A 26186-nucleotide genomic window follows, 5' to 3' on the forward strand; every position below is an offset into this window, starting at 1 on the left:
CCGGTCGGTCGAGCAGTCGACCGGGTGGTTACTGTGCAGTTAACTTAGCGACTGCAGCTGCCGGTACTGAAGCCGATCGGAGCCCCGATGACAGCCCGTAAGACCCTGCTCGACCAGGACGGCGTACAGCTCACCGTGGAGGAGGCGGTCGCGACCGTCACCCTCACCAACCCCACCAAGCGCAACGCTCAGTCGCCCGCGCTCTGGCGGGCGCTGGCCGAGGCCGGACGGCTGCTGCCGGGCAGTGTGCGGGTCGTGCTGCTCCGAGGGGAAGGCAAGTCCTTCTCCGCCGGGCTCGACCGGCAGGCGTTCACCCCCGAGGGCTTCGAGGGCGAGCCGTCCTTCATCGACCTGGCGCGTGGCACGGACGAGGCCCTCGACGCCGAGATCGCCACGTACCAGGAGGCATTCACCTGGTGGCGGCGGAACGACATCGTCTCCATCGCCGCGGTGCAAGGCCACGCGATAGGCGCCGGCTTCCAGCTGGCCCTCGCCTGCGACCTGCGCGTCTGCGCGGAGGACGCCCAGTTCGCCATGCGTGAGACCAGCCTGGGCCTGGTCCCCGACCTCACCGGCACACAGCCGCTGGTGTCGCTGGTGGGCTATGCCCGCGCCCTGGAGATCTGCGCCACCGGGCGGTCCGTCCACGCGGCGGAGGCCGAGCGCACGGGCCTCGCCAATCTCGTCGTGCCGGCCGAGGAGCTCGACGCCGCCGTCCAGGACCTGGCCGCGGCCTTGCTGGCCGCGCCGCGCGACGCCGTCGTGGAGACCAAGGCCCTGCTGCGCGAGGCGGGCGGCCGGACGTTCGAGGAGCAGCGCGTCGCCGAGCGCGCCGCGCAGGGCCGCCGGCTGCGCGACCTGGCGGGTCTGGGCGAGTGAGCCCCGGCGCGCGGGGCGTCGTACGCCGGTCGGCGTGTGCCGTCCGTACGCCCCCGCGCGCTCAGCCCCGTATCCGCACGCCGTAGCGGGTGCGGAGCACGTGCAGCTCCCAGTAGGAGACGGCGGTCACGGACAGCGGGCCGCCCAGCACCGCGGCGAGCTGCACCGCGAGCGGGCCGTTCGGCAGCCCGTCGCCCAGGGAGACCAGGTTGAGCACCCAGACCAGCACGGCCGTGAGCACGGCCGGGAGCGAGGCGTGCACGTCGGCGGTGTTGAAGGCGTAGCGGGCCGCCGCACCGGAGGCGAAGGCGAGGAAGGCCACCAGCCAGACGGCGAAGGGGACGCCCGTCACCAGGATCGCCAGGTAGAGCAGCAGCCCCAGCACATACGAGACGTCGCTCAGGAACCGGGCCAGGAAGAGGATCCCGACGGCCGCGGCGACCGCGCCGACGGGGATGCCGAGGTACCAGCCGACGGCCTTGAGCGGGTAGCGCAGCCGGGAGCGCAGCAGGGGACGGTGCTCCGCCGGCGCGTACAGGATGAAGCCGCCTATCACGAGCGGCCCGACGAGTATGAGGAGCAGGGGTGCCAGGAAGACCTTGGTCACCCCGTCCTCGAACACCTCGCTCCAGCCACCGTCCACGCCGTACGTCCAGATCATCAGGAACGTCGTCACGGCGCCCACGGCGGCGCGCGTCTTCTGGACGCGGCCTATGACGGGGTCGGTGACGCGGCCGGGGCTCGGGGTGGCGAAGATGGCCGCCGCCTGGGCGCGCGCGGTGCCCAGGAACACCAGACAGCCCGGCGCGTCGCTCGAGAACCCCGATTGCTGCCGCCTGCTCACCATGACATGGCCTCCCCCCATGGGGGACACCTGTGCCTGGTCGACTCTCCCCCGATCCCGGTCGATGACGCGGGGGAGTCTATCCACGGTCCGGGGCGGCGCTCTCCGGGGGTGCCGCGACCGCGGTGACCAGCACGGACACGGTTACCGGACCTTGTTCCGCGGCGGTCACGGCCTCCCGTACGGCGAGGGCCACGTCGAGCGGGCGACGGCCCGCCGAGACGGCGATCTGGATCTGTACATGACGGACATCGCCCGGGGCGGGAGGGGGAGGGGCGCCGAGTACGGGGGCGATGCGGGCGACGCCGGGGACGGAGAGGGCGGCGCGGGAGGGCGTGTCGGAGGGGGCGGAACGCGAGGGGGCGGCATGCGAGGGGGCGGGCTCCTCGCCGTCGTCGTTCGCTTCGACGGCCCGGCCGCCCCTGTCCGACCTGCCGGTTTCCGCTGTTCCCGGGGCTCCGGCCGTCCCCTCGGGCTCGTCCGTGGCCCCCTCCAGCAATGCCGTCACCCGCAGGTCCACGGCCCCGACCACCAGCCCCAGCTCCCGCTCGGCCGCCGACCACAGTGCCGAGCGCAGCCGCTCCGCCACGGCGGGCAACGGCTCGTCGGCCGGGGCCGCGAACTCGGCCGTCACCCGTAGCGGGCCCGGGGGCGACCCGCTCGGCGGGGCCGGCACCGCCGGGCGGGCCGCGGCGGCGGGGTCGGCGAGGGTGATCCGCAGCCCGCCCAGGCGGAGCCCGGGCGAGGCGGCGGCGCCCGCGCGCCGCAGCACGCCGGTCGCGGCGGACTCCGCGATCCAGGCGCCGTCCGCCGGGCCGCCGAGCGGGAGCAGCCTGCCGAGGCCGAGTTGCGCCCGTACCGCCTGTGTCCACCGGTCCGCGACCACCGTCACCCCTCAGCCGTCGGCTCCGCCGTCGTCCCCAGCCTGCCGCACCCGGGCGCGCCCGGCCGGGAGACTCACTCGGACAGCGGCCCGTACCCGGCCCCGGCCCGGATGTCCCGAGCGGTACCGGGGAACCCCACCTAAGGTGGCAAATGGAGCCGTAGACGTTTTTCCTCCCCCTGGGAAAGAGGCGATCGACGATGACCGACACCACTTCGAAGGAGTCTCCGGCCGCGCCCGCCGACCGCGGCCGGACGACCATCGCCGACGGCGTCGTGGAGAAGATCGCCGGCCTCGCGGCCCGGGACGTGGTCGGGGTGCACGCGATGGGCGGCGGCCTCGCACGCACCTTCGGGGCGGTGCGCGACCGGGTGCCCGGCGGCGGGAAGTCCGTGGCCCGGGGCGTCAAGGCGGAGGTCGGCGAGGTCCAGACGGCGCTCGATCTGGAGATCGTCGTGGATTACGGGGTCGCGATCGCGGATGTCGCCCGCGCGGTGCGGGAAAACGTCATCTCGGCGGTGGAGCGCATGACGGGCCTGGAGGTCGTCGAGGTCAACATCGCCGTGAGCGACGTGAAGTTGCCGGACGAGGAAGAGGACGAGCCGGAGCAGAGGCTCCAGTAGAGGAGCGCGCGATGAGCATGGCCGTGGTCGGCATGATCGCCGGTATGGCCCTCGCGTTCGCCGGGTACTTCGGCGGATTCGGAGCCTTCCTGCTGGTGGCTGCCCTGGGTGCGATCGGGTTCGTGGTGGGGCGCTTCATGGACGGCGATCTGGATCCGGGGGAGTTCTTCCGCCCGCGCGAGCGGGACGAGCGACGGAGATGACGGACACGAGGGGCGCGTGGGACGCGTGAGGGGTGTGGTGAGGACGCGTGGTGGAACCGGCTGAGCGCGGCGCGACCCGGATCGCCGACCGCGTCGTCGCGAAGATCGCCTCCCAGGCGGCGCGCGAAGCGCTCGGCGACGAGGCGACGGAGGGACACGCGCCGCCGTACGCGACGGTGACGGTGCACGAGGAGGCGGCCCGCGTGCGGGTCTCGGTGGAGCTGGGCTACCCCGCGGACCTCGGCGCCCGCTGCGCCGAGGTCCGGCGGCGGATCGTGGAGCGGGTGCGGGCACTCGCGGGCATGGAGGTGCCGGAGGTGGCCGTCACCGTGGAACGGCTGCACTCGGCGCAGACGCGCGCACGGCGTGGGGAGCGGGTGCGATGAAGGGGGCGGCGCCGGGTGCGGACCCGGACGGCACGGAGGACGGCCCCGCCGGGCGGGCCGGGCGGTTCTGGTCGGTGCGGCGGCTGCCCGCCGCGCTCGTCGCGGCCGTGGTGCTCGGCACCGCCGGTCTCTTTCTCTATGACGTGGCGGCCGTACGGGCCGGGCGCCCCGCGATGGGCTGGCGGCGGCGCCTCGCGCACGAGCTGGCGAGCCGGCGGCTCGACGACGTCTGGATCCTCGCCGGCGCCGCGGTGGCCGTGCTCGCCGGGCTGTGGCTGATCGCCCTCGCCGTCACCCCCGGGCTGCGCCGGGTGCTGCCGATGCGGCGCGAGGACGCGGACGTCCGGGCCGGCCTGGACCGCGGGGCGGCGGCGCTGGTCCTCCGCGACCGGGCCATGGAGGTCGCCGGGGTCCGCTCCGTCCGGGTGGACGTGGGACGCCGCCGCGTCAGGGCCCGGGCGCGGTCCCACTTCCGGGACCTGGACGAGGTGCGGGCCGATCTGGACACCGTGCTGGCCGACGGAGTACGGCAGTTGGGCCTCGCCCGGCGGCCCGGCCTGTCGGTCTCCGTACGCCGGCCGGCGAAGAGGTGAGCGCGCGGTGCTGAGAGGGGTGAACCGGATCCTGACCGGCCTGGCCGGCGTCGTGCTGGTGGCCTTCGGCGCCGCGGTGCTCATCGGCTCGCTGGACCTCCAGCGGCGCTGGGGCTTCACGCTGCCGTCCGCGTGGCCCTTCGACGCGCCCGGCGACGTCCTGCTCGGCCGGGCCGAACGGCGTAAGTGGCGCGCCGAGGGCTGGTGGTGGCCCGCGGTGATCGCGGCGCTCGCCCTCGTGGTCCTGCTGGCGCTGTGGTGGCTGCTGGCGCAACTGCGGCGGGGCCGGCTGCGGGAGGTCCTCGTGGACAGCGGGGACGGCGAGGCCGTCGTGGTGCGGGGGAGCGCCCTGGAGGAGGTGCTGTCCGCGGAGGCGGAGTCCTCGGCGGGCGTGCAGCGGGCACTGGTGGTGCTGCGGGGGCGGCGACCGGCACCGGAGGTACGGGTGGGGCTGACGCTGGAGCCGCACGGGTCGCCGGAGGCGGCGGTCCGGGGGTTGTCGGCGGAGGTGCTGGCGCATGCGCGGGCGTCTACGGGGGTGGCGCGGATTCCCGCGGAGGTGCGGGTGCGGGTGGTGCGGCACCGGGCGGAGCGGGTGGGGTGACCGGGGGCCGTTTCCCCAGCGCCGCCCCTTCCCGCGGCATCCGATGTGCGGCTCCGCCGCGTGGCGGGGCTCCGCCCCGGACCCCGGTCCTCAAGCTCCCCCGGCTACCTCCCCCAGCTACCGCTGGGGGTGCCCCCAGGGTGCCCCCAGGAGGTGCCCCCGGACGGGCTGATTTTCAGCCCGCCCGGCGCTTGAGGACATTCGGGAAGCGGCGGGGCTGGGGAAAAGGCCCGCCGCAGGCGTCAGAACCCGTGCCGCGCGCCCCCGTCCACCGGCAGCATCAGCCCCGTCAGATACGACGCCGCGGGCGACAGCAGGAACGCCGCGGCCCGCCCGAACTCCCCCGGCGTCCCGTACCGCCGCAGCGGGATCTCCGCCGAGTGCCGCGCCCGCGCGGCGTCCGCGTCGCCGGAGAGCGCGTCCAGCTCCCGCACCCGGTCGGTGTCGATGCGCGCCGGGAGGAGGCCGACCACGCGGATGCCGCGCGGGCCGAGCTCCACGGACAGCGACTTGGCGAAGCCCGCGAGCCCCGGGCGCAGGCCGTTGGAGACGGTCAGGCCGGGGATCGGCTCGTGCACCGAACCGGAGAGGACGAAGCCGATCACCCCGCCCTCGGAGAGCTCCGCGGCGGCGGTCCGGGCCATCCGGACCGCGCCGAGGAAGACGGAGTCGAACGCCGCCCGCCACTGCTCGTCGGTGTTGTCGGCGGCCGAGCCGGGCGGCGGCCCGCCGACGCTGACGAGGACGCCGTCGAAGCGGCCGAAGCGCTCCCGCGCGGTGGCGATCAGGCGCGCGGCCACCTCGGGGTCGGCGTTGTCCGCCGCCACCCCCACGGCGCGCTCGCCCAGCTCCTCGGCGGCGGCCGTCACGGACTTCTCGTCCCGCCCGCTGAGCACCACCTTCGCCCCGTCGGCCACCAGCTCACGGGCCGCCGCGTTGCCCAGCCCCCGGCTCGCGCCGGTGAGCACGTACACCCGGTCCTTCAGTCCAAGATCCATGGCGTCAGTCTGCCGTGCCCGCACCGCCGAGGGCCAGGGCCGTGCCGACCAGTCCGATGTGGCTGAACGCCTGCGGGAAGTTGCCGAGTTGGCGCAGGGCGACGGGGTCGTACTCCTCGGAGAGCAGCCCGACGTCGTTGCGCAGGGACAGCAGCCGTTCGAAGAGTTCCCGGGCCTCCTCGGGGCGGCCGGTCAGGTGCAGCGCGTCGGCCAGCCAGAACGAGCACACGAGGAAGACGCCCTCGCCGCCGGGCAGCCCGTCGACGGGCTTGTCGTCGAGGCTGTAGCGGCGGACCAGCCCGCTGTGCCCGAGCTCCCGGCGGACGGCGTCCACGGTGCCCACGACGCGGGGGTCGCCGGGCGGCAGGAAGCCGACGCGGGGGATGAGCAGGGTGGCCGCGTCGAGCTCGGCGGAGCCGTAGGACTGGGTGAAGGTGCCGCGCTCCGCGTCGTAGCCGTGCGCGCAGACCTCGCGGTGGACCGCGTCCCTTATGGCCCGCCAGCCGTCCAGGTCGCCCCGGAGCCCGGGGTGCGCCTCCAGGGCGCGGACGGCCCGGTCGGCCGCGACCCAGGCCATCACCTTGGAGTGGACGAAGTGCCGGCGCGGGCCGCGGACCTCCCAGATGCCCTCGTCGGGCTCGCGCCAGTGCCCCTCGATGAACTCCATGAAGCTGCGCTGGAGGTTCCAGGCGTGCGCCTCGGCGGCGATCCCGCCCTCGCGGGCGACGTGCAGGGAGTCCATGACCTCGCCGTAGACGTCGAGCTGGAGCTGGCCGACGGCGCCGTTGCCGACGCGGACCGGGAAGGACCGCTCGTACCCCGCCAGCCAGGGCAGCTCGGTCTCGGGCAGCCGTCGCTCGCCCGCGAGGCCGTACATGATCTGGAGGTCGGCGGGGTCGCCGGCGACCGCGCGCAGCAGCCAGTCGCGCCAGGCGCACGCCTCGTCGGCGTAGCCCGCGGAGAGCAGGGCGCCGAGGGTGAGGGTGGAGTCGCGCAGCCAGCAGTAGCGGTAGTCCCAGTTGCGGACGCCGCCGAGCTCCTCGGGCAGGGAGGTGGTGGGGGCCGCGACGATGCCGCCGGTCGGCGCGTAGGTGAGCGCCTTGAGCGTGATCAGCGAGCGGAGGACGGCCTCCCGGTGCGGGCCGTCGTAGGTGCACCGGGCCGCCCACGCGCGCCAGTCCTCCAGGCTGTGCCGGAGCGACTCGGCCGGGTCGATCAGGGCCGGCCGGGGCTCGTGCGAGGGGTGCCAGGTCATGACGAAGGCGACCCGCTCGCCCTCGGCGACGGTGAACTCGCAGCGGGTGCTGAGGCCCTTGCCGTAGGTGCGCACGGGCGGTTCGCCGCGCAGCCAGATCGAGTCGGGGCCGGCGACGGCGACGTGGTGGCCGTCGCAGCGGCGCATCCACGGCACCACGCTGCCGTAGTCGAAGCGCAGCCGGAGCACGCCGAGCATGTCGACGGAGCCGGAGACGCCCTCGACGATCCGGACGAGGTCGGGGGCGGTGTCGCGCTGCGGCATGAAGTCGGTGACCTTGACGGTGCCGGTCTCCGTCTCCCACACCGTCTCCAGTACGAGGGAGTCCTTCAGGTAGGAGCGCCGGGTGCACGCCCCGGCGCCGTCGGGCGCGAGCCGCCAGTGGCCGTTCTCCTTGTCGCCCAGGAGGGCGGCGAAGCAGGCCGCGGAGTCGAAGCGGGGCAGGCAGAGCCAGTCGATCGAACCGTCCCGGCCGACGAGGGCGGCGGTCTGGAGGTCGCCGATGAGCGCGTAGTCCTCGATGAGTGCTGACACGCGGAGCGTCTTCCCGCCGGGCGGCGGGGCTACTCCGCTGAGCCGCCCGTTCGGACGGTGCCCGTGGACCCGGCGGGCCCGGCCTCAGCCGCTCCGGTCACCCCGGGCTCGCCGGCCCCTTCCGCCTGCCGGGCCGCCTCGGCGGCACGGTCGCGGCGCTCGCGGCGGACGAGGATCACCCAGCCGACGGGCACGAAGGCGGTGAAGAGCCACCACTGGACGGCGTAGGCCATGTGCGGGCCGATGCTGTCGTGGTCCGGGGCCGGTACGAGCACCGGGCCGCGGTCGCCGGGCTCGGGGGCGGTCTGCTCGATGTAGCCGGCGAGGACCGGCCGGTGCAGCTCCTTCGCCTGACGCTCGCTGTTGACCCGCATGACCTGACGGGGCGGCAGCCCGGCGGTGTCCTTGATGCCGCTCGAGTCCGTCTCGTCGGCCCGCAGCCGGCCGGTGACGGTGACCTTCCCGGACGGCGGGGCCGGGACCTCGGGGAAGCGGGTGAGATCGCCGGTGGCCGGGATCCAGCCCCGGTTGACGAGGACGGCGCGGCCGTCCGCCAGCACCAGGGGGGTGAGGACCCAGTAGCCCGACTTGCCGTTGGCGTCGGTCCGCATCCGGACGACGACCTCGCCCTTGGTGTCGTACGTACCGCTCGCGGTGACCTGGCGCCACACGTCCTCGCGGGGCACCGTCCGGCCGGGCCGCGTGAGCTCGGTGACGGGCACCGGGTCGGCGGAGAGGCTGCGGGCCACCAGGTCGTTGCGGGCGACCCGGTGCTCATGGCGGTGGAACTGCCAGAAGCCCAGTTTGATCATCACCGGGATGAGCACGAGCCCCACGAGCGTGAGGATCACCCATTGCCGGGACAACAGGAAGCGATACACGCGTTTGACGGTACCTGGCGGGGTTCGCCCCATTGGCATCGGGTCGCGGCAGCCGGCCGCCCGGCGGCTGCCCGCGCAGCGCCCGTCAGCCGTTCGTGGCCGTGCCCGCCTTGCCGCCCGGGGCCGGGACCACGTGCGAGAGCAGCTGCATGAACGCCGCCTCGTCGATCACCGGAGTGCCGAAGGAGCGCGCCTTGGTGGTCTTGGAGGTGGGGGAGTCGGGGTCGTTGGTCACCAGGAGGCTGGTGAGCCGGGACACACTCGTGGCGACGTGCAGCCCGGCCTCGACGGCCCGGTCCTCCAGGAGCTCGCGGTCGACGGAGGTGTCACCGGAGAACGCCACCCGCATGCCCTGAATGAGCTGTTCACCCGATTTATACCTACCGGGGTTGGGGTACGGGCAGGCCGGCCGCTTACGGCTCGGCCGCCAGGTCCCCGACCGGTAGGACGGCTGATAGCCGACCGACGCGGGGCGCGGGGCCGCGGGACCGTCGGACCACTCCGTCAGCGGCTGGCAGGCCAGCAGCGGCAGCCGCAGCCCCGCCTCGGCCGCCAGCCGCAGGCTGGGCCGGAACGCCTCGGCGAGCACCCGGGCGTCGTCCAGGGCGTGGTGGGCGCGCTGCTGCACGACGCCGTAGTGCGCGGCCAGGGACTCAAGCTTGTGATTGGGCAGCGGCAGGCGCAGCTCCTTGGAGAGCGCGATGGTGCACAGCCGCTGGCGCACCGGGGCGGTCACCCGCGCGCGGGCGTACTCACGGGCGAGCATCGACCAGTCGAAGGCGGCGTTGTGCGCGACCAGGACCCGGCCGTCGAGCCGCTTCGCCAGCTCACCGGCGATCTCCGGGAAGAGCGGCGCGTCGGAGAGGACTTCGGTGGTGAGGCCGTGGATCCACACCGGACCGGGGTCCCGCTGCGGGTTGACCAGGGTGTACCAGTGGTCCTCCACCCGGCCTCTGGCGTCCAGCTGATAGACCGCGGCCGACACTATCCGGTCGTCCCGGGCGAGCCCGGTGGTCTCCACGTCGACGACCGCGTACCCCTCGGGATAGGCGGCCGGCCACGGGGTCGGCGAATCGGCGGCGGCGCGGTCTACGAGCATGGTCACAGAGAATACGGGCCCGCACTGACAGCGCGGGCCCCGGCCGGTCCCGTAACACGGGGTCAGGCCGGCCCGGACGGCCGCGCCGGCGGGACGCGCGCCGTCCGGCACGCCCCGCCGCGGCGTCAGGAGAGCGCGGCCAGGAGGTCGCCGGCCGTGACCCGCGCCACGTCCTCGCACCCGTCGACGAGCCCGGGGAAGAGGCGGTACGCCACGCCGGTCGCCTTCTCGGGCGCGATGTCGCCCTCGCGCAGGGCGAGCAGGACGCGGCGCCCGTCGGCCGCGCGGGCCGCGCGCCCGGCGGCCTCCCCGGGGCCGCCGGCCCGCCACCGCTCCCCGGCCGCGCCCGGCACGCGCAGCCGCGCGGCGAAGGCCGCCACCTCCTCGTCCGCCCGGCGGCGGAAGACCCGCACCTCGTCCGGCGCCCGCCCGACGACGACCACCTCGTCGGCGCGCGCCGCCGCGTGCCAGCACGCCAGGTCCCACAGGCTGACGCGGGCCCCTCCGGTGAAGTACTCCCACAGCCCGAGGCCGAGCCGGCCCAGTCGCTCCGTGTGCCGCCCCGCGCTGTGGAAACCCCCATCACCCGGAAGGTGGACGTCCGTCCACAGCGCGCGGCCGTCGGCCAGGTCGACCACCATCGGCACACAGATCCGGGAGTCGCCGGTCAGGTCGAACCGCTGCCGCACCGCACGCGGGTCGTACGAGGCGTCGCGCGCCCGCCGGTCCGGCAGCGCCATGTACCCCGCGAAGGCGTCCGGCAGCGCCTCGAACGGAATGTCGTTGAAGCTCAACACGACGGGCACCGCGTAGCGGACGCCGGCCGCGGCCAGCCCGGCCGGGTCCAGGTCGACGTACTCCGTCGCGCCGTCGGGCGCCGGGGCCGACGTCAGATCGCCCGAGTGGACGGCGGCGTCGTCGCGGCGGCGCAGCGAGGTGTAGTCGCACAGGCCGGTGAACCGCCACTCCTCGTCGAAGAACACCACCGACAGATCGAGGTCCACCCGGGTGCCGGCGGGCTCCGTCCAGTGCAGGAACAGCCGCAGCACCTCGCCCTCCGGCAGCGGGAAGAAACTGCCGCGCGGCACCGCGACGAGCGAGGACGCCGCCGACCGCTCGGCGAACGGCACCGGGATCCCGGCCAGACCGGAGTCGAGCACCGCGAGGTCGAAGCGGGACTCCTTCCCCAGCCGTCGCAGCGCCTCCGCCTCCAGCAGCGCGCACACCTCCGCCACGGTCCCCCCGGGGAGGGGTGCGCGGTCGTCGTCGGCGCGGAACGGGCGGCTGACCCGCCCGCGCGGGAAGAACACCCGCCGCTCCCCGGCGAGATGCCGGCCGCGCAGCTCGCCCAGCGCGGACAGCAGGGGGCCGGGGCCCACCGACGGCAGCCCGCGCCGCAGCACCCGGCCGAGCTCCTCCGCGGGAAGGCCGGCCCCGTACCGCCGCAGCAGGTGGTCCAGCCGCCGGACCAGCTCGCCGGGCCGCTCCCCCAGCAGCCGGAGCGCCGCCGCCGGGTCGTCGCCGCGCAGCGCCTCCTCCGCCCGCGCGGCCCAGGTGCGGGCCACGATCCGGACGCGGGGCACCGAGCGGCGGACGGGCCCGCGGTCGTACAGGCCGCGCGGCCCGACCCGCACCGGGACGGTCGTGGGCCGCGCCGTCCGCGCGGTCCCGGCCCGGACGGTCACCGCCTCCGGGTACGCGGCCGCCGTGCGCAGCAGCGCCTCGCCCAGGTCGCCGGTGGCGCTGGTCTCCGTGGCGCGCAGCGTGGCGAAGGCGAGGGCCGCGCGCGGGTGGCGGGCGTGTTGCTCGTAAGGGTGAAGGACCTCGCCCGCCCGCTTCCAGGCGCGCGGGTGGCGGTGGACGTCCTCGACGAGCGCGGGGACGTCCAGGCCGTCGAGCACCGCGAGGAGCGCGCGGCGCAGGCCGCGCGGCACGCTCCGCATGCGCGGCGCCCCGCGCGGATCGGGGTCGCCGCCCGACCACACGCACAGCAGCCGCAGCACGTCCGTGGCGGTCGTCAGCAGCTCCGGCAGCCGCCGGCGGGCGGCCTCCGCGGTGCGGGCGTCGCGCAGCAGGGCGCCGAGCACCAGCGCCTTGGCCTCGCGTACGGGCACGTCGGCGGGGAGCCAGCCGAGCCCGTCGGGCGCGTGCGCCACGAGCACGGCGAGGTCCGCGCGGTCCTGGGGGGAGAGCGGTGTGCGCCGGGCCAGCAGAGCCGTGAGCTCGGCCGCCGCGTCGGCGGTCCGGGAGGAGCCGAGGCACAGCAGGCGCAGCGGCCCGCCGGGGGTTCCGGTGCGCGGCGCGTCGTGATCGCCGGGAGGAACAGGCCGCAGGAAGGGGGCCGCCCGGTCGATCCGGCGGTGGCAGATCGGGCAGCCGTTGTAGCCGGCGCCGTCCCAGCAGCTCCCGCACACCAGGTGCGCGCACGGGGACACCGGGCGCACCCGGCCCGCCGTGCCGCACAGCACGCACGGCTGCTCGGGCTCCTGGAGCAGCAGGGCGAAGACCCGGTCCACGTACAGGGCGTCGGTGTCCCGGGGAACCGAGCCGGGGAAGCCGCCGAAGAGCGGCATGTGCGTACGGTCCGCGCCCAGCAGTTCGTCGATCTCCCGCAGCAGCCGCCGTCCGGCCTCGCCGAGGGCCTCGGCGCCGGCGGCGGCCAGCGCCCCGCGCAACGGCTCCGTCAGGGCGTACCCCCGGTCGAGCAGCTCCGCCTCCAGGGCGGTCAGACCGCTGTCGGCCTTCCTCGCGGAGCGCGGCCGGAACCCCCGGGCGGTGGCCGGTTCATGGTCGACGTGGACGATCCGGGCGCGGCGGAGCAGCACGGACTGGAGTGTGGGCACGGAAGATTCCCCCTGGGAAAACGGAAGCGGGGGCGGAGAGTGGGCGCACTGGATTCTGGAGAGGAATGGAGAAGGAAGCACGCCGCGGAGCCGCCCCCGCGCCTCGATTGTAGTTCCGGCCCGATCAGCGGGACCACCGGATTACCCCCGGTACCGGGAGCGGCGGCGAACGCCGGGTAACACTGTCCGGTACCCAACGGTAACAACCCCTAGCGGAGGGCCCGTCGGCGCGTTTATGGTGCGGCCATGCCGCACCTTCCCGACGTCGTGCTGTGGTCCTTACCCGCCTTCCTCCTGCTCACCGCGCTGGAGCTGGTGAGCTACCGGCTGCGCCCGGCGGAGCGGACGGGCGCGGCCGGCTACTCCGTCAAGGACGCGGCGACCAGCGTCGGTATGGGCGTCGGCAGCATGGCCTTCGACGCCCTCTGGAAGATCCCGATCGTCGCCGTCTACACCGCCCTCTACGAACTCACCCCGCTGCGCGTGCCCTTCCTGTGGTGGACGCTGCCGCTGATGCTGCTGGCGCAGGACTTCTGCTACTACTGGTCGCACCGGGGCCACCACGTCGTACGGATCCTCTGGGCCTGCCACGTGGTGCACCACTCCAGCCGGAAGTTCAACCTCACCACCGCGCTCCGCCAGCCCTGGACGACGCTGACGGTCTGGCCGTTCTACCTGCCGATGATCGCGGCCGGGGTGCACCCGGCGGCGGTGGGCTTCTGCGCGTCGGTGAACCTCGTCTACCAGTTCTGGGTGCACACCGAGCGCGTCGGGAAGCTGCCCCGACCACTGGAGTACGTGCTGAACACGGCCTCCCACCACCGGGTGCACCACGCCTCGCAGGGCGGCTACCTCGACCGCAACTTCGGCGGCATCCTCATCGTCTGGGACCGGCTCTTCGGCTCGTTCGTCCCCGAGGGCGAGCGCCCCGTCTACGGCCTGACGAAGAACATCGACACCTTCAACCCGCTGCGCGTCGCCACCCACGAGTACGCGGCCGTCCTGCGCGACCTGCGGCGGGCGCGGAGCTGGCGGGAGCGGGCCGGACGGGTCTTCCGCGGCCCCGGCTGGCAGCCCGCCCCGGCACCCGCCGCGGAACACGCACCGGCACCGGCCAAGGATCCGGCACCGGCCCCGCACCCCGCATCGCCCCGCGAGCGGGCCGCGTGAGACGCCCCCGGGCGGCCTCCGCGCCGCTCGTGGCCTTCGCCCTGGCCGCCCTCGCCCATCTGACCGCCCTCCTCGCGGGATCCGCCGTCGCGACGGTCACCAAGCCCGCGCTGATGCCCCTCCTCGCCGCCCACGTCCTCGCCCGGGGCGGGCCCCGGACGCTCGCCGGCGCGCTGCTCCTCGGCTGCGGCGGCGACACTCTGCTGCTGATCGGCGGGGACACGCCGTTCCTGCTCGGCATGGCGTTCTTCGCCGCCGGGCACGTCTGCTACCTGCTGCTGTGCGCCCGGCACGGCACGCCGGGCGGCCGCCGGACGTACGGGCTGGGCGGTGTGTACGCGGTGGCCTGGCTCGGCACGGTGGCGCTGCTCTGGCCCGACCTGGAGCCGGGGCTGCGGGTGCCGGTCGCGCTCTACAGCCTGCTGCTGACCGCGATGGCGCTCGGGGCGAGCCGCGTCCGGCCGCGCACCGGTGCGGGCGGGCTGCTCTTCCTGGCCTCGGACACGCTCATCGCGAGCGGTGCCGCCGACTGGCCGCAGCCGCCCGTACCCCAGTTCTGGATTATGCTCGGCTATCTGCCCGCGCAGCTCCTCCTGGTGGACGGACTGCTGCGGGCGGCCCCTCGGGGCCCGGCGGGCGCCGAGCCCCCGGCGAGGGCGTACGGGGCGGTGCGTACGACCCCTTGAGCCCGGAGGGGCGCCGGGGCGTCGCGGCGGCGGGGCGTCGCGGCGGCGGGGAGAAGCAACGGAGAAGGGCCCGGCCGCTGGTGGAGATGCGGCCGGGCCCCTCGCCCTTCACTTACGACCGGTGCGTCACTTCTGGACCGCGTCCAGGGCGTCGACGATGCCGTAGCCGTAGAAGTTGTTCACGTGCTTGGTGCCGGTGCAGGTGCCGTCGATCTTGCCGTCACCGTCCGGGTCGTACGGGGTGGTGGAGCAGCCCGGGTTGTCGGCCTGCGCCTTGAGGAGCCACTGGATCTCCTGCGGGCTCGACTTGGGGTGCGTGCTCTTCAGCAGCGCCGCCACACCGGCCACGTGCGGGCCGGCCATCGAAGTGCCCTGGAGGTAGGCCCAGTCGCCGCCCGGCATCGTGGAGAGGATGCGGCCGTCCTTGGCGGGCAGCTCGGGGACCTGGTACTTGTCGCCACCGGGGGCGGCCACGTCGATCTGGTTCAGACCGTAATTGGAGTAGTACGACTTCAGCGCCTTCGGGCCGGTCGCCGAGACCGTGACCACACCCGGCAGCTGGGCCGGGACGTCCAGGCACTTCGACGGGTCCACCTTGCGCGGCACCGGCGTGGTGTCGTTGGGGCTGGAGGTGTCGTTGATCTCCTTGGCCGCCAGGTCGAAGTTGGAGTTGCCGGCGGAGGCGACGTTCACGATGCCCTTGCCCTGGGCGTACTTCGCGGCCCGGCCGACGGCCTCGCCTATCGCCTTCTGGTCGGCGTCGTCCGCGCAGTTGAACAGCCACGGGTCGACGTAGTAGCTGTTGTTCGTCACCGCGACGCCGTGGTCGGCGGCGAAGACGAAGGCGCAGACCACGCTCTCGGCGTAGAAGAGGCTCTTCCCGGGCGTGGAGACCTTTATCGCGGAGACCTTCACGTTCGGCGCGACACCGGCGATGCCGGCGCCGTTGCGGGCCGCGGCTATGGAGCCGGCCACGTGCGTGCCGTGGTAGTCCTCTTCGGGGTCGAACGGACGCCACGAGCCGGGCGTGGTGTCGGCCTTGCCGGTGACGCAGCTGGCCGACTGGGCGGCCGAGAAGTTCGGCGCGAGGTCGGGGTGGGTGTCGTCCACGCCCGTGTCGATGACGCCGACGGTGACCTTGCGGCTACCCGGGTTGATCTTCGCCGCCTGGTCCGCCTTGATGGCCGGCAGGTCCCACTGGAGGCTCTCCAGGGGCTCCTTGCCGTCGGCGGCCTGGCGGTTCGCGCTCAGCGCGCTGCCCTTGGGCAGCTTCAGCTTCTCGGGCTTGCCGACGTCCGTGGTGGCGGCCGGGGTGAGCGGCGCGGTGCGGGTGGCGCCCGCGGAGGCGACGCCCGGGACGGCACGGAGCGTCTTCGCGAACTCCGGGTTGCCGGAGTGGGCGACTATGACGCCTATCCGGTCGTAGCTCTCGACGATGGAGCCGCCGGCCGCCTTGACGGCCTTCTTCACCTTGGTGAGCGTGGCGCGGTCGGTGCCGGTGTTGACGACGTACGACAGCTTGGGGCCGTCCGTGGTGACCGCGGTCTTCGCCGTCGTGTCCCGCGGGGCGGCGGACGCCGCCCCGGGCAGGAAGCCGAGCGAGGCGGTGAGGGCGATTCCGACGGGGACGGCCAGCAGGGCGTGGCGCCGTCTGGAGCGCAGATGAGCCATGGGTTCTCCACATCATCCGAAAACCGCCGGGCGCGTGCCGCGCGCGGACGGGTACATGACGAGTGAAGCTAGCGCCGATCACCGGTCCGGAGCAATGAATTCCGGGGACAAAGACCGGTGATGGGCCCGCACGGCACCGAATCGGTATCAAATGAAGGCCCTTCGGGCCCGCGAAAGGGCCGGTGGCGGGTCCCCGCGCTTCCCGGCGTCCCGCCCCGCCCCGGCTCAGGGTGACAGGCCCGCGTCGCGCAACGCCTCGATGCTCAGCGGCGGCAGCGGCACCCGCGGCCCGTACCAGCGGCCCGCTCTCGGGATCGCGGCCGCCCGCCCGGAGGACGGTCCGGCCACCGACGCTATGGGCGCCGTCAACCTGACGATCCCGAACGGCCGGCGACCGGGGGACGGCGGGGGAGGGGGTGACGCGTCGCTCACACCAGGGTCAACGAGGGGGCGGGCGGGCGGTGTCGCCCGTACGGCGGCTCTTGACGAATTCGTTCACCGCCCCCCTGTCGCCATACTGCGACCTGGCTCTACGATGCGTGATCCGAATCACAAGCCCGACGGCTCGCGCCCGCGCACCCCTTTGTCAGGAGAGATCGTGGACACCGCACCGACCGCCACCCAGGAGCCGGAGGAGCCGGGCTGCCCCGGTGTCCCGGGCCCCTCGGCCGAACCCGACCGCTTCAGCGACGTACAGGCGAGCGCCGAGTTCGGTGAACTGCGCCGCGCCCAGCGCTCGTTCGCCTTTCCGCTCACCCTCGCCTTCGTCACCTGGTACCTGCTGTACGTCCTGCTCTCCAATTACGCGGGCGACTTCATGGACACCACCGTCGTCGGTCATATCAACGTCGCCTTCGTTCTCGGCCTCGGCCAGTTCCTCACCACGTTCCTGATCGCCTGGTGGTACTCCCGGCACGCCGCCGCGAAGCTCGACCCCAGGGCCGAGGCCCTCCGGGCCCGTCTGGAGGGCGGCGAATGACCGGCGACCTGCACACCCTTGCCCTCGGTCACCCCCTGGCCGCCACCGCCGGGGCCGGGGAACACCGCACATTGATCATCACGCTCTTCTCGGTCTTCGTCGCCGCGACCCTCGCCATCACCGTCTGGGCCGGCCGGCAGACCAAGGACGCCACCGACTTCTACGCCGGCGGCCGCTCCTTCACCGGATTCCAGAACGGCCTGGCCATCTCCGGCGACTACATGTCCGCCGCGTCCTTCCTCGGCATCGCCGGTGCCATCTCGCTCTTCGGCTACGACGGCTTCCTCTACTCCATCGGCTTCCTCGTCGCCTGGCTCGTCGCCCTCCTGCTGGTCGCCGAACCCCTGCGCAACTCCGGCCGCTTCACCATGGCCGATGTGCTCGCCTACCGGCTCAAGCAGCGGCCCGTACGCACCGCCGCGGGCACCTCGACCATCGTCGTCTCGATCTTCTACCTGCTCGCCCAGATGGTCGGCGCCGGCGCCCTCGTCGCCCTCCTGCTGGGCGCCACCGGCGAGGGGTCACGTCGCTGGATCATCGGCCTGGTCGGCCTGGTGATGGTCCTCTACGTGACCATCGGCGGTATGAAGGGCACCACCTGGGTGCAGATCGTCAAGGCCGTCCTGCTGATCGCGGGCACCCTGCTGATCACCGTCCTCGTGCTCAACAAGTTCAACTGGAACATCTCCTCCCTCCTCGGCGAGGCCGCCAAGCAGAGCGGCAAGGGCGAGGCGTTCCTCGAACCCGGCCTCCAGTACGGCAAGGACGGCACCTCCAAGCTGAACTTCATCTCGCTCGGCCTGGCGCTCGTCCTCGGCACCGCGGGCCTGCCGCACATCCTCATCCGCTTCTACACCGTGCCCACCGCCAAGGCCGCCCGTAAGTCCGTGAACTGGGCGATCGGCATCATCGGCGCCTTCTACCTGATGACCATCGCGCTCGGCTTCGGCGCCGCCGCGCTCGTCGGCCCCAAAACAATCACCGCCTCGAACGAGTCCGGCAACACCGCGGCCCCGCTGCTCGCCGAGGAGATCGGCGGCGGCGCGGGGTCCACCGGCGGCGCGATCCTCCTCGCCGTGATCTCGGCCGTCGCCTTCGCGACCATCCTCGCGGTGGTCGCCGGGCTCACCCTCGCCTCGTCCGCGTCCTTCGCCCACGACCTGTGGGCCAACGTCATCCGCCGGGGCCGCACGAGCGAGAAGGAGGAGATCCTCACCGCCAAGTGCGCGGCCGTCGTCATCGGCGCCGTCTCCATCGCGCTCGGGATCTTCGCCCACCGGCTCAACGCCGCGGCCCTGGTCGCCCTGGCCTTCGCCGTGGCCGCCTCCGCCAACCTCCCCACGATCCTCTACAGCCTCTTCTGGAAGCGCTTCACCACCCAGGGCGCGCTGTGGTCGATCTACGGCGGGCTGATCTCCTCCGTCACCCTGGTGATCTTCTCGCCGGTCCTCTCCGGCAACCCCAAGGCGCTCTTCCCCGGGATGAGCTTCGACTACTTCCCGCTCGCCAACCCGGGCCTGGTCTCCATCCCGCTCGGCTTCCTGCTCGGCTGGCTCGGCTCCCTGCTCAGCCGGGAGCAGCCGGACGCCAAGAAGTACGCCGAGCTCGAGGTCCGCTCGCTCACCGGATACGGCGCGCACTGACCCGCCCGCACCGGCCCCGCCGATGCCCCTGGGGTTCAACGATCTGTTGAACCCCAGGGGCATCGCGTACGCTGCGGAGCATCGAACGCATCGCCGTCGCCAGTCCGCGGGAGGGGCCGTCACCGTGCTCATCGACACCTACGGCCGCACCGCCACCGATCTACGCGTCTCCCTCACCGACCGCTGCAACCTCCGCTGCACCTACTGCATGCCCGAGGAAGGCCTGAGCTGGCTGGCCAAGCCCGACCTGCTCACCGACGACGAGATCCTCCGCCTCATCCGCGTCGCGGTCACCGACCTCGGCATCACCGAGGTCCGCTTCACCGGGGGCGAGCCCCTGCTCCGCCCCGGCCTCGTCTCCCTCGTCGAGCGCTGCGCGGCCCTGCGGCCCCGCCCCCGGATGTCCCTCACCACCAACGGCATCGGGCTGGCCCGTACCGCCCAGGCGCTCGCGGACGCCGGCCTGGACCGCGTCAACGTCTCCCTCGACACCCTGCGCCCCGACGTCTTCCGGACGCTGACCCGGCGCAAGCGCCACCAGGACGTCCTGGACGGCCTCGCCGCGGCCCGCGCCGCGGGGCTCACCCCGGTCAAGGTCAACGCCGTCCTGATGCCCGGCCTCAACGACGACGAGGCGCCCGACCTCCTCGCCTGGGCCGTCGACAACGGCTACGAGCTGCGCTTCATCGAGCAGATGCCGCTCGACGCCCAGCACGGCTGGAAGCGCGACGGCATGATCACCGCCGAGGACATCCTCGCGAGCCTGCGCACCCGCTTCGAGCTGACCCCCGAGGGCGGCACCGAGCGCGGCTCCGCCCCCGCCGAGCGCTGGCGGGTCGACGGCGGCCCCGCCCGGGTCGGGGTGATCGCCTCCGTCACCCGCCCCTTCTGCGCCGCCTGTGACCGCACCCGTCTCACCGCCGACGGCCAGGTGCGCACCTGCCTGTTCGCGCGCGAGGAGTCCGATCTGCGCGGAGCGCTGCGCTCCGGCGCCACGGACGAGGAGATAGCCGGGCTGTGGCGGCGGGCCATGTGGGGCAAGAAGGCCGGCTCCGGCCTCGACGACCCCGCGTTCCTCCAGCCGCAGCGGCCGATGTCGGCGATCGGCGGCTGACGGCTCCCGCCGCCCGGACCACAGCCACGAGGAGGACCCCGGCCACGAGGAGGGCCGCGGCTACGAGGAGGGCCGTGCCTCCCACTCGGCCAGCGTCACCACGTCCTTGAGGAACCCCCGGAGATCAAGGAAGTTGGACAGGTGCTCACGGTGCTCCTCGCACGCGAGCCACGTCTTGCGGCGCTCGGGGGTGTGCAGCTTCGGGTTGTTCCACGCCAGCACCCACACCGCCGCGGCGCGGCAGCCCTTGGCGGAACAGATCACGGCGTCATCAGGGGAGTTCACACCCCGACTGTACGTCCCGGCCCCATGTCCCCCGAAAGTCCCGGCCGGTCACGGTGGCCCGTGCGCGGACGCACGGCCCGGAGGGACACACACCCGGGTGGACACACGGCGACGCCGGGCAGCCACGGGGGGAGCCGCCCGGCGTCGGTCTGTCGCTCCGACGGGGGATGCGGAGCGCTTAGGAAGTATGTCACGGGGTGCCCGGCGCGCGGCACTGAAACCACATGATTGATCTGAGGTTTTCTTGAGCTTGGCGCAGTGCCCGCGGGCGCTTTCCGCCCCCGCGGCGCATCAGTCGTGGTCACGCCCCTGATCGCCGGAGGGCGACGCCGCCGCCCGGCGGCCGGATTCCGACCCCGATTCCGCCATGTCCGCGGGCGGCGGGGGCGGCAGCACCGGACGGGTCGGCGCGGGCACGAACGTACCGGGCAGCGAAGGGGCGTTCTCCCGGCCCGCGTTGGCGATCACGACCGCCACGTAGGGCAGCAGCGCGCCCAGGACGAGCGTGCCTATGGCCACATAGCGCTCGACGTTCCACAGCACCACGGTGAGCACCACCGAGAGGGTGCGGATCAGCATCGAGACGACGTACCGGCGCTGGCGGCCGCGTACGTCCTCGGCCAGCCCACGACGGGCCCCGGTGATCCTGAAGACCTCCGCCCCGCCCTGCTTCCGCATCACGTTCCACCACCCGATCGCCGCGACGAAGCGCCTCTGTCCAGGACGTATTCCACGTTACGCCCGGCCCGGTCCGGCGACGAGACCGGGGCACCCCCGGATCCCCCGGGGACCGCCGCCACGACCTGGGACGAAGCCCGTACGGACGGTGTACGCCACGGTCCGAAGTGCGGCGTAGGGACAGCGGCCCCAGAATGGCGGAGCACGCCATATCGCGCCGCACGAGGAGGCGACATGAGCTGGTTGTGGGCAATCATCGTGGGTCTGGTCCTGGGCCTCATAGCCAAGGCGATCCTGCCGGGCAAACAGCAGATCCCACTCTGGCTGACGGTCATCTTCGGCATGATCGGCAGCGTTCTCGGGAACTGGGCGGCCACCGGGCTCGGCATCAACGAGACCAAGGGCGTCGACTGGGGCAGGCACCTGCTCCAGCTGGCGGGCGCGGTCCTCGTGGTCGCCATCGGCGACCGGCTGTGGGTCGGGATGCGAGGCGGGAAGAGAACCCACGCCTGAGCCCGCGCCCCGGATCACGGGCGCGAGGGCGGGCACGGAACGCCAGGGGCGGCCCGGTACGCACCGCACGCGTACCGGACCGCCCCTGGACCCGTGGAACCACTGTCCCGGCGGGCTCCGTAGAGCCCGCTCGGACGCCGTTGAGCCGCTCAGACGCCGCCGAGCTGCGCGATCTTCCGGCCGGCCTTGAGGTACACCCCGGTGACCTCGGCCGCACCGGCCCCGGCCGCGGTGGCCAGGGTCTCCTTGACGACCTCCGCCAGCGGGCGGATGGCCGCGGCCTCGGCCAGCACGACCGACTCCTGGCCGCCCGAGTGCTCCACGATCAGCCGCAGACCGTTCTGCTTGGCGACCCGGCGCGCGGCCGAGGCGCTCGGCTGGAAGCCCAGGACCTGGCTGAGCACCGTCGTCGCGGCCTCCGCGCCGTGCTCCGCCAGCTCCACCACGGGCAGCGACTCCACGTCGGTGAAGCTCTTCTTCGAGAACTGCGCGACGAACCCGGCCCGCGCCGCCATGGCCGCCTCGACGCCGTACAGCGCCGTCACGACCTCGCCGGCCAGGACCTTCTTGAGGTCCATCGGGTGCAGCGACCGCTCCTCGACCCGGGCCAGCACCAGGGCGACCTCCTGGTCCGTCCACTCGGTCCAGGCCTTGAGGTAGGGCTCCATCAGCCGGTCCGGCACCGACATGATCTTGCCGAAGACATCGTCGGCCGGGGCGGTCAGACCCACGTAGTTGCCCTTGGACTTGGACATCTTCGCGCCCGTGCCGTCCGTGCCCTCGATCAGCGGCATCGTGACGACGAGCTGCGGCTTCTGGCCCCGCAGCTCCATCAGCTTGCGGCCCATCTGGAGGTTGAGCAGCTGGTCCGCGCCACCGAGCTCGACGTCGCAGTCCAGCGCGACCGAGTCCAGGCCCTGTGCGATCGGGTAGAGCAGCTCCGCCATGGACAGGCCCGAGCCGGCCGCCAGCCGGGTGCGGAAGTCCTCGCGCTGGAGCAGCTGCGAGACCGGCACCTGGGAGAGCAGACCGAGCAGCTCCGGGAAGGTGTACGGCGCCAGCCAGGAGCTGTTCTGGACGAACGTGACCTTCTCGAAGTCGAAGAACGGGCGGACCTGCTCGCGGTAGCCCGCGAGGTTCTTCGCGATGTCCTCGTCGGTCAGGGGCGGGCGCTCCGCCGTACGGCCCGTGGGGTCGCCGATCTTGGCCGTGAAGTCACCGATGAGCAGGGTGACGTCATGGCCCATGCGCTGGAACCGGCTGAGGATGATCACCGGCACGGCGTGCCCGAGGTGGACGTCGGCCGCGGTGGGGTCGATGCCCAGCTTGATCGAGAGGCCCTTGCCCTCGGCCTTCCGCGCGTCGATGCGCTCGGCGAGCTTCGCCACGCCCGGCAGCACCTCGACCGTGCGCGAGGCGATCAGCTCGGCCTGCTCCTTCGCCGACAGATCCGTCAGATCGAGATAGCGCCGCGCGCCCGTCTCCGTGAGCAGCCGCTGGACGGTCTGGTCGGAGGAGAGGTCCTGCGCGAGGAGCTCGCTGGCGCGGGCGACGGATTCGCCGAGGCGTGTCATGACGTTCCTGGTGATCGGTGGGAAGGATCGATGAAGGTGAAGCGGGTGGGGCGCGGGGCACGGAGTGCCCGGCGGCGGGGACGGGGCGGACGCGGACCAGTCTATTCGGACCGGTCGCGCGCCCCGCCTGTCACACCCCCTGGCTGACCGAGCTCATGTTGAAGTCCGGCACGCGCAGGGCGGGCATCGCGGCACGGGTGAAGTAGTCGCCCCACTCGCGCGGCAGCGTCCGCTCCGTCCGCCCGGCCTCGGTGGCGCGGGAGAGCAGCGAGACCGGCGACTCGTTGAAGCGGAAGTTGTTGACCTCGCCGACGACCTCGCCGTGCTCCACCAGATAGACGCCGTCCCGGGTCAGCCCGGTGAGCAGCAGCGACGCCGGGTCGACCTCGCGGATGTACCAGAGGCACGTCAGCAGCAGGCCGCGCTCGGTGGCGGCGACCATCTCGTCCAGCGAGCGGGTGCCGCCCCCGTCCAGGATCAGGTTGTCGACGAACGGGGCCACCGGCAGGTCCGTCAGGGCGGCGCTGTGCCGGGTGGTCACCAGGTGCTCCAGCACCCCGTCGCGGATCCAGTCCGTACGGCCCAGGGGCAGGCCGTTGTCGAACACGGACGCGTCGTCGCCGGAGCTCGCGGTGAGCACGAAGGGCGCGCACTCCAGGCCCTCGGCGGCCGGGTCGCTGCTCAGGGTCAGCGGCAGCCGCGACAGCTTCTCGCCGATCCGGGTGCCGCCGCCCGGCTTGGAGAAGACCGTACGGCCCTCGGCCGCGTCCCGGGCCGCCGCCGACCACTGCTGGTAGATCAGCAGGTCGGCCACGGCGGTCGGCGGCAGCAGCGTCTCGTACCGCCCGGCGGGCAGCTCGATCCGCCGCTCCGCCCAGGAGAGCCGGCGCGCGAGGTCCGCGTCCAGCGCCGACGGGTCGACGTCGCGGAAGTCCCGGGTGGCCCGGCCCGCCCAGGCGGAGCGCAGCCGGTCCGGGGACTTGGCGTTCAGCTCCAGCGTGCCGGTGGGCTGGTCGTGACGGAGCCGGAGGCCGGTCGAGGTGCCGAGGTAGTGCGAGGAGACCTCGTGGTGGGCGAAGCCGTAGAGCTCGCGGCCCTCGGCGCGGGCACGGGCGAAGGACTCGCCGAGCGCGGGCGCGAAGGCGTCGAAGACCGCGGAGGAGGTCTCCGCGGGCCCCTCCGTGAAGTCGGCGGATCCGGGCACGCCCGTCACCAGCGGCCGGGCGTCCTCGGCCGGCCCGGCCTGCCGCGCGGCGTCCTCGGCGGCCCGCACCAGCGGCTCCAGCTCCGCCGCGGTGACCGCCGACCGGGAGACGACACCGGATGCGGTGCCCTCCGCGCCGTCGACGGTCGCGATCACGGTGAGCGTACGGCCGCGGGTGACGCCGTTGGTGGTCAGGGCGTTGCCGGCCCAGCGCAGATTGGCGGTGGACTCCTCGCTCGCGATCACCACACAGCCGTCGGCGCGGGACAGCTCCAGGGCACGCTCGACGATCTCGTGGGGCTTGTTCCGACGGCTCACTGACCCGCCTCCTCGGTGGTGTTCAAGATGTTGACGCCCTGGAAAAGGGCCGACGGGCAGCCGTGCGAGACCGCGGCGATCTGCCCCGGCTGTGCCTTCCCGCAGTTGAACGCGCCGCCGAGGACATAGGTCTCCGGCCCGCCGACGGCCGTCATGGAGCCCCAGAAGTCGGTGGTCGTCGCCTGGTAGGCGACGTCCCGCAGCTGCCCGGCCAGCCGCCCGTCGCGGATCGCGTACGCCCGCTGCTGGGTGAACTGGAAGTTGTACCGCTGCATGTCGATGGACCAGGACCGGTCACCGACCACATAGATACCGTTCTCCACCCCGGAGATCAGCTCCTCGGTCGAGGGGCCGTCCGGCGCCGGCCGGAGCGAGACGTTCGCCATCCGTTGTACGGGCACGTGCGCGGGGGAGTCGGCGTAGGCGCAGCCGTTGGACCGGCCCAGGCCGGTGAGCTTCGCGATCCGGCGGTCCAGCTGGTAGCCGGTGAGGACGCCGTCCTTGACGAGGTCCCAGGACTGGGCCGCCACGCCCTCGTCGTCGTAGCCGACGGTCGCCAGGCCGTGCTCGGCGGTCCGGTCGCCCGTCACGTTCATGATCTCCGAGCCGTACTTCAGGGTGCCCAGCTTGTCGGGCGTCGCGAACGACGTGCCCGCGTACGCCGCCTCGTAGCCGAGGGCCCGGTCGAGCTCGGTGGCGTGGCCGATCGACTCATGGATCGTCAGCCACAGGTTGGACGGGTCGACCACCAGGTCGTACGCCCCGGCGCGGACGCTCGGCGCGCTCATCTTCTCCGCCAGCAGCGAGGGGATCTCCGCCAGCTCCGCGTCCCAGTCCCAGCCGGTGCCCGTCAGGTACTCCCAGCCCCGGCCGGCCGGCGGCGCCAGGGTGCGCATCGCGTCGAAGCCGCCGCCCGCCGGGTCCACCGCGACCGCCGTCAGCTGCGGGTGCAGCCGGACCCGCTGCTGGGTGGTGGTCGTGCCGGCGGAGTCCGCGTAGAACTTGTTCTCCTGCACCGTGAGCAGCGACGCGTCCGCGTGCGCGACGCCCTCGCCCGCCAGCAGCCGCGCGCTCCACTCCGCCAGCAGGGCGGTCTTCTCCGCGTCCGGCACCTCGAAGGGGTTGACCTCGTAGGAGGAGACCCACGTCCGGTCGGCGTGCACCGGCTCGTCGGCCAGCTCGACCCTCTCGTCGGACCCGGCCGCCGCGATGACCTTCGCGGACAGCTTCGCCATCGCCACGGCCTGCCCGGCCACCCGCGCCGCGGCGTCCATCGTCAGGTCCACACCCGCCGCGAAGCCCCAGCAGCCCCCGTGCACGACGCGCACGGCGTAACCGACGTCGGTGGTGTCCGAGGAGCCCGACAGCCGGGCGTCGCGCAGCCGCCAGGAGGCGCTGCGCACCCGCTCGAAGCGGAAGTCCGCGTGCTCGGCGCCCAGCGCGCGGGCACGCGCGAGCGCCGCGTCGGCCAGCGGCCGCAGCGGCAGGGCGAGGAATGACTCGTCGACGGAGTGGGGTGTCGGATGGGGCACAGGGTCCTCCCAGGGGTCGTCGCTGTGAATCATGTCGCGCCGGATCCGCCACTGACCAGTGTTTTCTGTAGGGACCCAACAGTGACCACGATGCGCTCCTGTTTGAGGCGGGCTGCACGTAGCGTGCTCCGGCCAGATAGTTTTCGTACGGTACAGACGATCAGCAGTCCGATATGGCAGCTATACGTGAAGGA

26 protein-coding genes are annotated in these 26186 nt (G+C 73.5%); 12 read left to right on the plus strand and 14 right to left on the minus strand.

Features of this window, described 5'->3' with window-relative positions:
• Positions 1-87: 87 nt before the first annotated feature.
• Positions 88-879 (plus strand): enoyl-CoA hydratase/isomerase family protein, encoded by a 792-nt coding sequence (locus LUZ64_RS04580; protein ID WP_095585035.1) that lies wholly within the window; start codon positions 88-90, stop codon positions 877-879.
• Positions 880-940: 61 nt separating this feature from the next.
• On the opposite strand, the gene LUZ64_RS04585 is transcribed toward LUZ64_RS04580, so the two are convergent.
• Both LUZ64_RS04585 and LUZ64_RS04590 read right to left on the minus strand, forming a co-directional pair.
• Positions 941-1726 (minus strand): hypothetical protein, encoded by a 786-nt coding sequence (locus tag LUZ64_RS04585; RefSeq protein ID WP_095585034.1) that lies wholly within the window; start codon positions 1724-1726, stop codon positions 941-943.
• A gap of 76 nt (positions 1727-1802) precedes the next feature.
• On the minus strand, positions 1803-2609 hold the full coding sequence (locus tag LUZ64_RS04590; protein ID WP_232389991.1) for a hypothetical protein: 807 nt from the start codon (positions 2607-2609) through the stop codon (positions 1803-1805).
• Between the two features lie 197 nt (positions 2610-2806).
• On the opposite strand from LUZ64_RS04590, the gene LUZ64_RS04595 reads away from it, so the two are divergent.
• The 5 genes from LUZ64_RS04595 to amaP are packed head-to-tail and all read left to right on the plus strand — an operon-like array spanning position 2807 to position 5015.
• Entirely contained in the window at positions 2807-3229 is a 423-nt protein-coding gene (locus LUZ64_RS04595; protein WP_095579380.1) for an Asp23/Gls24 family envelope stress response protein, read from the plus strand.
• A gap of 11 nt (positions 3230-3240) precedes the next feature.
• A complete protein-coding gene (locus LUZ64_RS04600) occupies positions 3241-3432 on the plus strand; it encodes a hypothetical protein (protein WP_095579379.1) in 192 nt (63 codons plus the stop codon).
• A gap of 50 nt (positions 3433-3482) precedes the next feature.
• A complete protein-coding gene (locus tag LUZ64_RS04605; RefSeq protein WP_095579378.1) occupies positions 3483-3818 on the plus strand; it encodes an Asp23/Gls24 family envelope stress response protein in 336 nt (111 codons plus the stop codon).
• Entirely contained in the window at positions 3815-4411 is a 597-nt protein-coding gene (locus LUZ64_RS04610) for a DUF6286 domain-containing protein (RefSeq protein ID WP_095579377.1), read from the plus strand. The genes LUZ64_RS04605 and LUZ64_RS04610 overlap by 4 nt, the downstream gene beginning before the upstream one ends.
• 7 nt (positions 4412-4418) lie before the next feature.
• A complete protein-coding gene (gene amaP, locus LUZ64_RS04615; RefSeq protein WP_095579376.1) occupies positions 4419-5015 on the plus strand; it encodes an alkaline shock response membrane anchor protein AmaP in 597 nt (198 codons plus the stop codon).
• 242 nt (positions 5016-5257) lie between these two features.
• Here the strand turns inward: amaP and LUZ64_RS04620 are convergent, their stop codons facing one another.
• From LUZ64_RS04620 to LUZ64_RS04640, 5 genes are all read right to left on the minus strand, one after another.
• Positions 5258-6013 (minus strand): SDR family oxidoreductase, encoded by a 756-nt coding sequence (locus LUZ64_RS04620; RefSeq protein ID WP_095579375.1) that lies wholly within the window; start codon positions 6011-6013, stop codon positions 5258-5260.
• Positions 6014-6017: 4 nt separating this feature from the next.
• Entirely contained in the window at positions 6018-7802 is a 1785-nt protein-coding gene (locus LUZ64_RS04625; RefSeq protein ID WP_095579374.1) for a glycoside hydrolase family 15 protein, read from the minus strand.
• Positions 7803-7831: 29 nt separating this feature from the next.
• Positions 7832-8683: an SURF1 family cytochrome oxidase biogenesis protein gene (locus LUZ64_RS04630; protein WP_095579373.1), complete on the minus strand. Its 852-nt coding sequence runs from the start codon at positions 8681-8683 to the stop codon at positions 7832-7834.
• A gap of 85 nt (positions 8684-8768) precedes the next feature.
• Positions 8769-9782, minus strand: a complete 1014-nt coding sequence (locus LUZ64_RS04635; protein ID WP_095579383.1) for a DEDDh family exonuclease — start codon at positions 9780-9782, stop codon at positions 8769-8771.
• Positions 9783-9907: 125 nt separating this feature from the next.
• Positions 9908-12625, minus strand: coding sequence for an MXAN_6230/SCO0854 family RING domain-containing protein (locus LUZ64_RS04640; RefSeq protein ID WP_095579372.1), 2718 nt, complete (start codon positions 12623-12625; stop codon positions 9908-9910).
• A gap of 246 nt (positions 12626-12871) precedes the next feature.
• Between LUZ64_RS04640 and LUZ64_RS04645 the strand changes: the two genes are divergently transcribed.
• Both LUZ64_RS04645 and LUZ64_RS04650 read left to right on the plus strand, forming a co-directional pair.
• Entirely contained in the window at positions 12872-13795 is a 924-nt protein-coding gene (locus LUZ64_RS04645; protein WP_095579371.1) for a sterol desaturase family protein, read from the plus strand.
• Positions 13792-14481, plus strand: coding sequence for a lysoplasmalogenase (locus LUZ64_RS04650; protein WP_232389990.1), 690 nt, complete (start codon positions 13792-13794; stop codon positions 14479-14481). The genes LUZ64_RS04645 and LUZ64_RS04650 overlap by 4 nt, the downstream gene beginning before the upstream one ends.
• Positions 14482-14607: 126 nt before the next feature.
• Here the strand turns inward: LUZ64_RS04650 and LUZ64_RS04655 are convergent, their stop codons facing one another.
• Positions 14608-16152 (minus strand): S8 family peptidase, encoded by a 1545-nt coding sequence (locus tag LUZ64_RS04655; protein ID WP_095579370.1) that lies wholly within the window; start codon positions 16150-16152, stop codon positions 14608-14610.
• Positions 16153-16377: 225 nt separating this feature from the next.
• Positions 16378-16521, minus strand: a complete 144-nt coding sequence (locus tag LUZ64_RS04660) for a hypothetical protein (protein ID WP_232389989.1) — start codon at positions 16519-16521, stop codon at positions 16378-16380.
• Between the two features lie 229 nt (positions 16522-16750).
• Here LUZ64_RS04660 and LUZ64_RS04665 point away from each other — a divergent pair, with 229 nt between their 5' ends.
• From LUZ64_RS04665 to moaA, 3 genes are all read left to right on the plus strand, one after another.
• The gene (locus tag LUZ64_RS04665; RefSeq protein ID WP_232389988.1) at positions 16751-17131 is read left to right on the plus strand and encodes a DUF485 domain-containing protein; all 381 of its coding nucleotides are present in this window, start codon (positions 16751-16753) and stop codon (positions 17129-17131) included.
• Complete coding sequence (locus LUZ64_RS04670) at positions 17128-18774, plus strand: monocarboxylic acid transporter (RefSeq protein WP_095578641.1); 1647 nt, start codon at positions 17128-17130, stop codon at positions 18772-18774. Before LUZ64_RS04665 ends, LUZ64_RS04670 begins: the two co-directional genes overlap by 4 nt.
• Positions 18775-18898: 124 nt before the next feature.
• The gene (moaA, locus tag LUZ64_RS04675; RefSeq protein WP_232389987.1) at positions 18899-19888 is read left to right on the plus strand and encodes a GTP 3',8-cyclase MoaA; all 990 of its coding nucleotides are present in this window, start codon (positions 18899-18901) and stop codon (positions 19886-19888) included.
• Between the two features lie 60 nt (positions 19889-19948).
• On the opposite strand, the gene LUZ64_RS04680 is transcribed toward moaA, so the two are convergent.
• Both LUZ64_RS04680 and LUZ64_RS04685 read right to left on the minus strand, forming a co-directional pair.
• Positions 19949-20173 (minus strand): hypothetical protein, encoded by a 225-nt coding sequence (locus LUZ64_RS04680; protein WP_095578643.1) that lies wholly within the window; start codon positions 20171-20173, stop codon positions 19949-19951.
• Between the two features lie 291 nt (positions 20174-20464).
• Positions 20465-20851, minus strand: coding sequence for a DUF3099 domain-containing protein (locus LUZ64_RS04685; RefSeq protein ID WP_095578644.1), 387 nt, complete (start codon positions 20849-20851; stop codon positions 20465-20467).
• Positions 20852-21085: 234 nt separating this feature from the next.
• Between LUZ64_RS04685 and LUZ64_RS04690 the strand changes: the two genes are divergently transcribed.
• Positions 21086-21364 carry a GlsB/YeaQ/YmgE family stress response membrane protein gene (locus LUZ64_RS04690; protein WP_095578645.1) on the plus strand — a complete coding sequence of 93 codons (279 nt, stop codon included), beginning with the start codon at positions 21086-21088 and terminating at the stop codon, positions 21362-21364.
• A gap of 149 nt (positions 21365-21513) precedes the next feature.
• Here LUZ64_RS04690 and tyrS read toward each other — a convergent pair whose 3' ends face one another.
• The 3 genes from tyrS to LUZ64_RS04705 all read right to left on the minus strand — a co-directional run bounded on the left by tyrS (position 21514) and on the right by LUZ64_RS04705 (position 26025).
• A complete protein-coding gene (gene tyrS, locus LUZ64_RS04695) occupies positions 21514-22938 on the minus strand; it encodes a tyrosine--tRNA ligase (RefSeq protein ID WP_095578646.1) in 1425 nt (474 codons plus the stop codon).
• Positions 22939-23068: 130 nt separating this feature from the next.
• Positions 23069-24460 (minus strand): metallopeptidase TldD-related protein, encoded by a 1392-nt coding sequence (locus tag LUZ64_RS04700; RefSeq protein ID WP_095578647.1) that lies wholly within the window; start codon positions 24458-24460, stop codon positions 23069-23071.
• Positions 24457-26025 (minus strand): TldD/PmbA family protein, encoded by a 1569-nt coding sequence (locus LUZ64_RS04705; protein WP_095578648.1) that lies wholly within the window; start codon positions 26023-26025, stop codon positions 24457-24459. The genes LUZ64_RS04700 and LUZ64_RS04705 overlap by 4 nt, the downstream gene beginning before the upstream one ends.
• Between the last annotated feature and the right edge of the window lie 161 nt (positions 26026-26186).

The sequence above is a fragment of the Streptomyces albireticuli genome, from assembly GCF_021228125.1.
Taxonomy (GTDB): domain Bacteria; phylum Actinomycetota; class Actinomycetes; order Streptomycetales; family Streptomycetaceae; genus Streptomyces; species Streptomyces albireticuli.

Coding starts and splice junctions, on each gene's coding strand:
- LUZ64_RS04670 (WP_095578641.1), top strand. CDS start 17,128: ATGACCGGCGACCTGCACACCCTTGCCCTCGGTCACCCCCTGGCCGCC.
- LUZ64_RS04705 (WP_095578648.1), bottom strand. CDS start 26,025: ATGATTCACAGCGACGACCCCTGGGAGGACCCTGTGCCCCATCCGACA.
- LUZ64_RS04610 (WP_095579377.1), top strand. CDS start 3,815: ATGAAGGGGGCGGCGCCGGGTGCGGACCCGGACGGCACGGAGGACGGC.
- LUZ64_RS04645 (WP_095579371.1), top strand. CDS start 12,872: ATGCCGCACCTTCCCGACGTCGTGCTGTGGTCCTTACCCGCCTTCCTC.
- LUZ64_RS04685 (WP_095578644.1), bottom strand. CDS start 20,851: ATGCGGAAGCAGGGCGGGGCGGAGGTCTTCAGGATCACCGGGGCCCGT.
- LUZ64_RS04655 (WP_095579370.1), bottom strand. CDS start 16,152: ATGGCTCATCTGCGCTCCAGACGGCGCCACGCCCTGCTGGCCGTCCCC.
- LUZ64_RS04580 (WP_095585035.1), top strand. CDS start 88: ATGACAGCCCGTAAGACCCTGCTCGACCAGGACGGCGTACAGCTCACC.
- LUZ64_RS04690 (WP_095578645.1), top strand. CDS start 21,086: ATGAGCTGGTTGTGGGCAATCATCGTGGGTCTGGTCCTGGGCCTCATA.
- LUZ64_RS04595 (WP_095579380.1), top strand. CDS start 2,807: ATGACCGACACCACTTCGAAGGAGTCTCCGGCCGCGCCCGCCGACCGC.
- LUZ64_RS04620 (WP_095579375.1), bottom strand. CDS start 6,013: ATGGATCTTGGACTGAAGGACCGGGTGTACGTGCTCACCGGCGCGAGC.
- LUZ64_RS04635 (WP_095579383.1), bottom strand. CDS start 9,782: ATGCTCGTAGACCGCGCCGCCGCCGATTCGCCGACCCCGTGGCCGGCC.
- LUZ64_RS04585 (WP_095585034.1), bottom strand. CDS start 1,726: ATGGTGAGCAGGCGGCAGCAATCGGGGTTCTCGAGCGACGCGCCGGGC.
- LUZ64_RS04600 (WP_095579379.1), top strand. CDS start 3,241: ATGAGCATGGCCGTGGTCGGCATGATCGCCGGTATGGCCCTCGCGTTC.
- tyrS (WP_095578646.1), bottom strand. CDS start 22,938: ATGACACGCCTCGGCGAATCCGTCGCCCGCGCCAGCGAGCTCCTCGCG.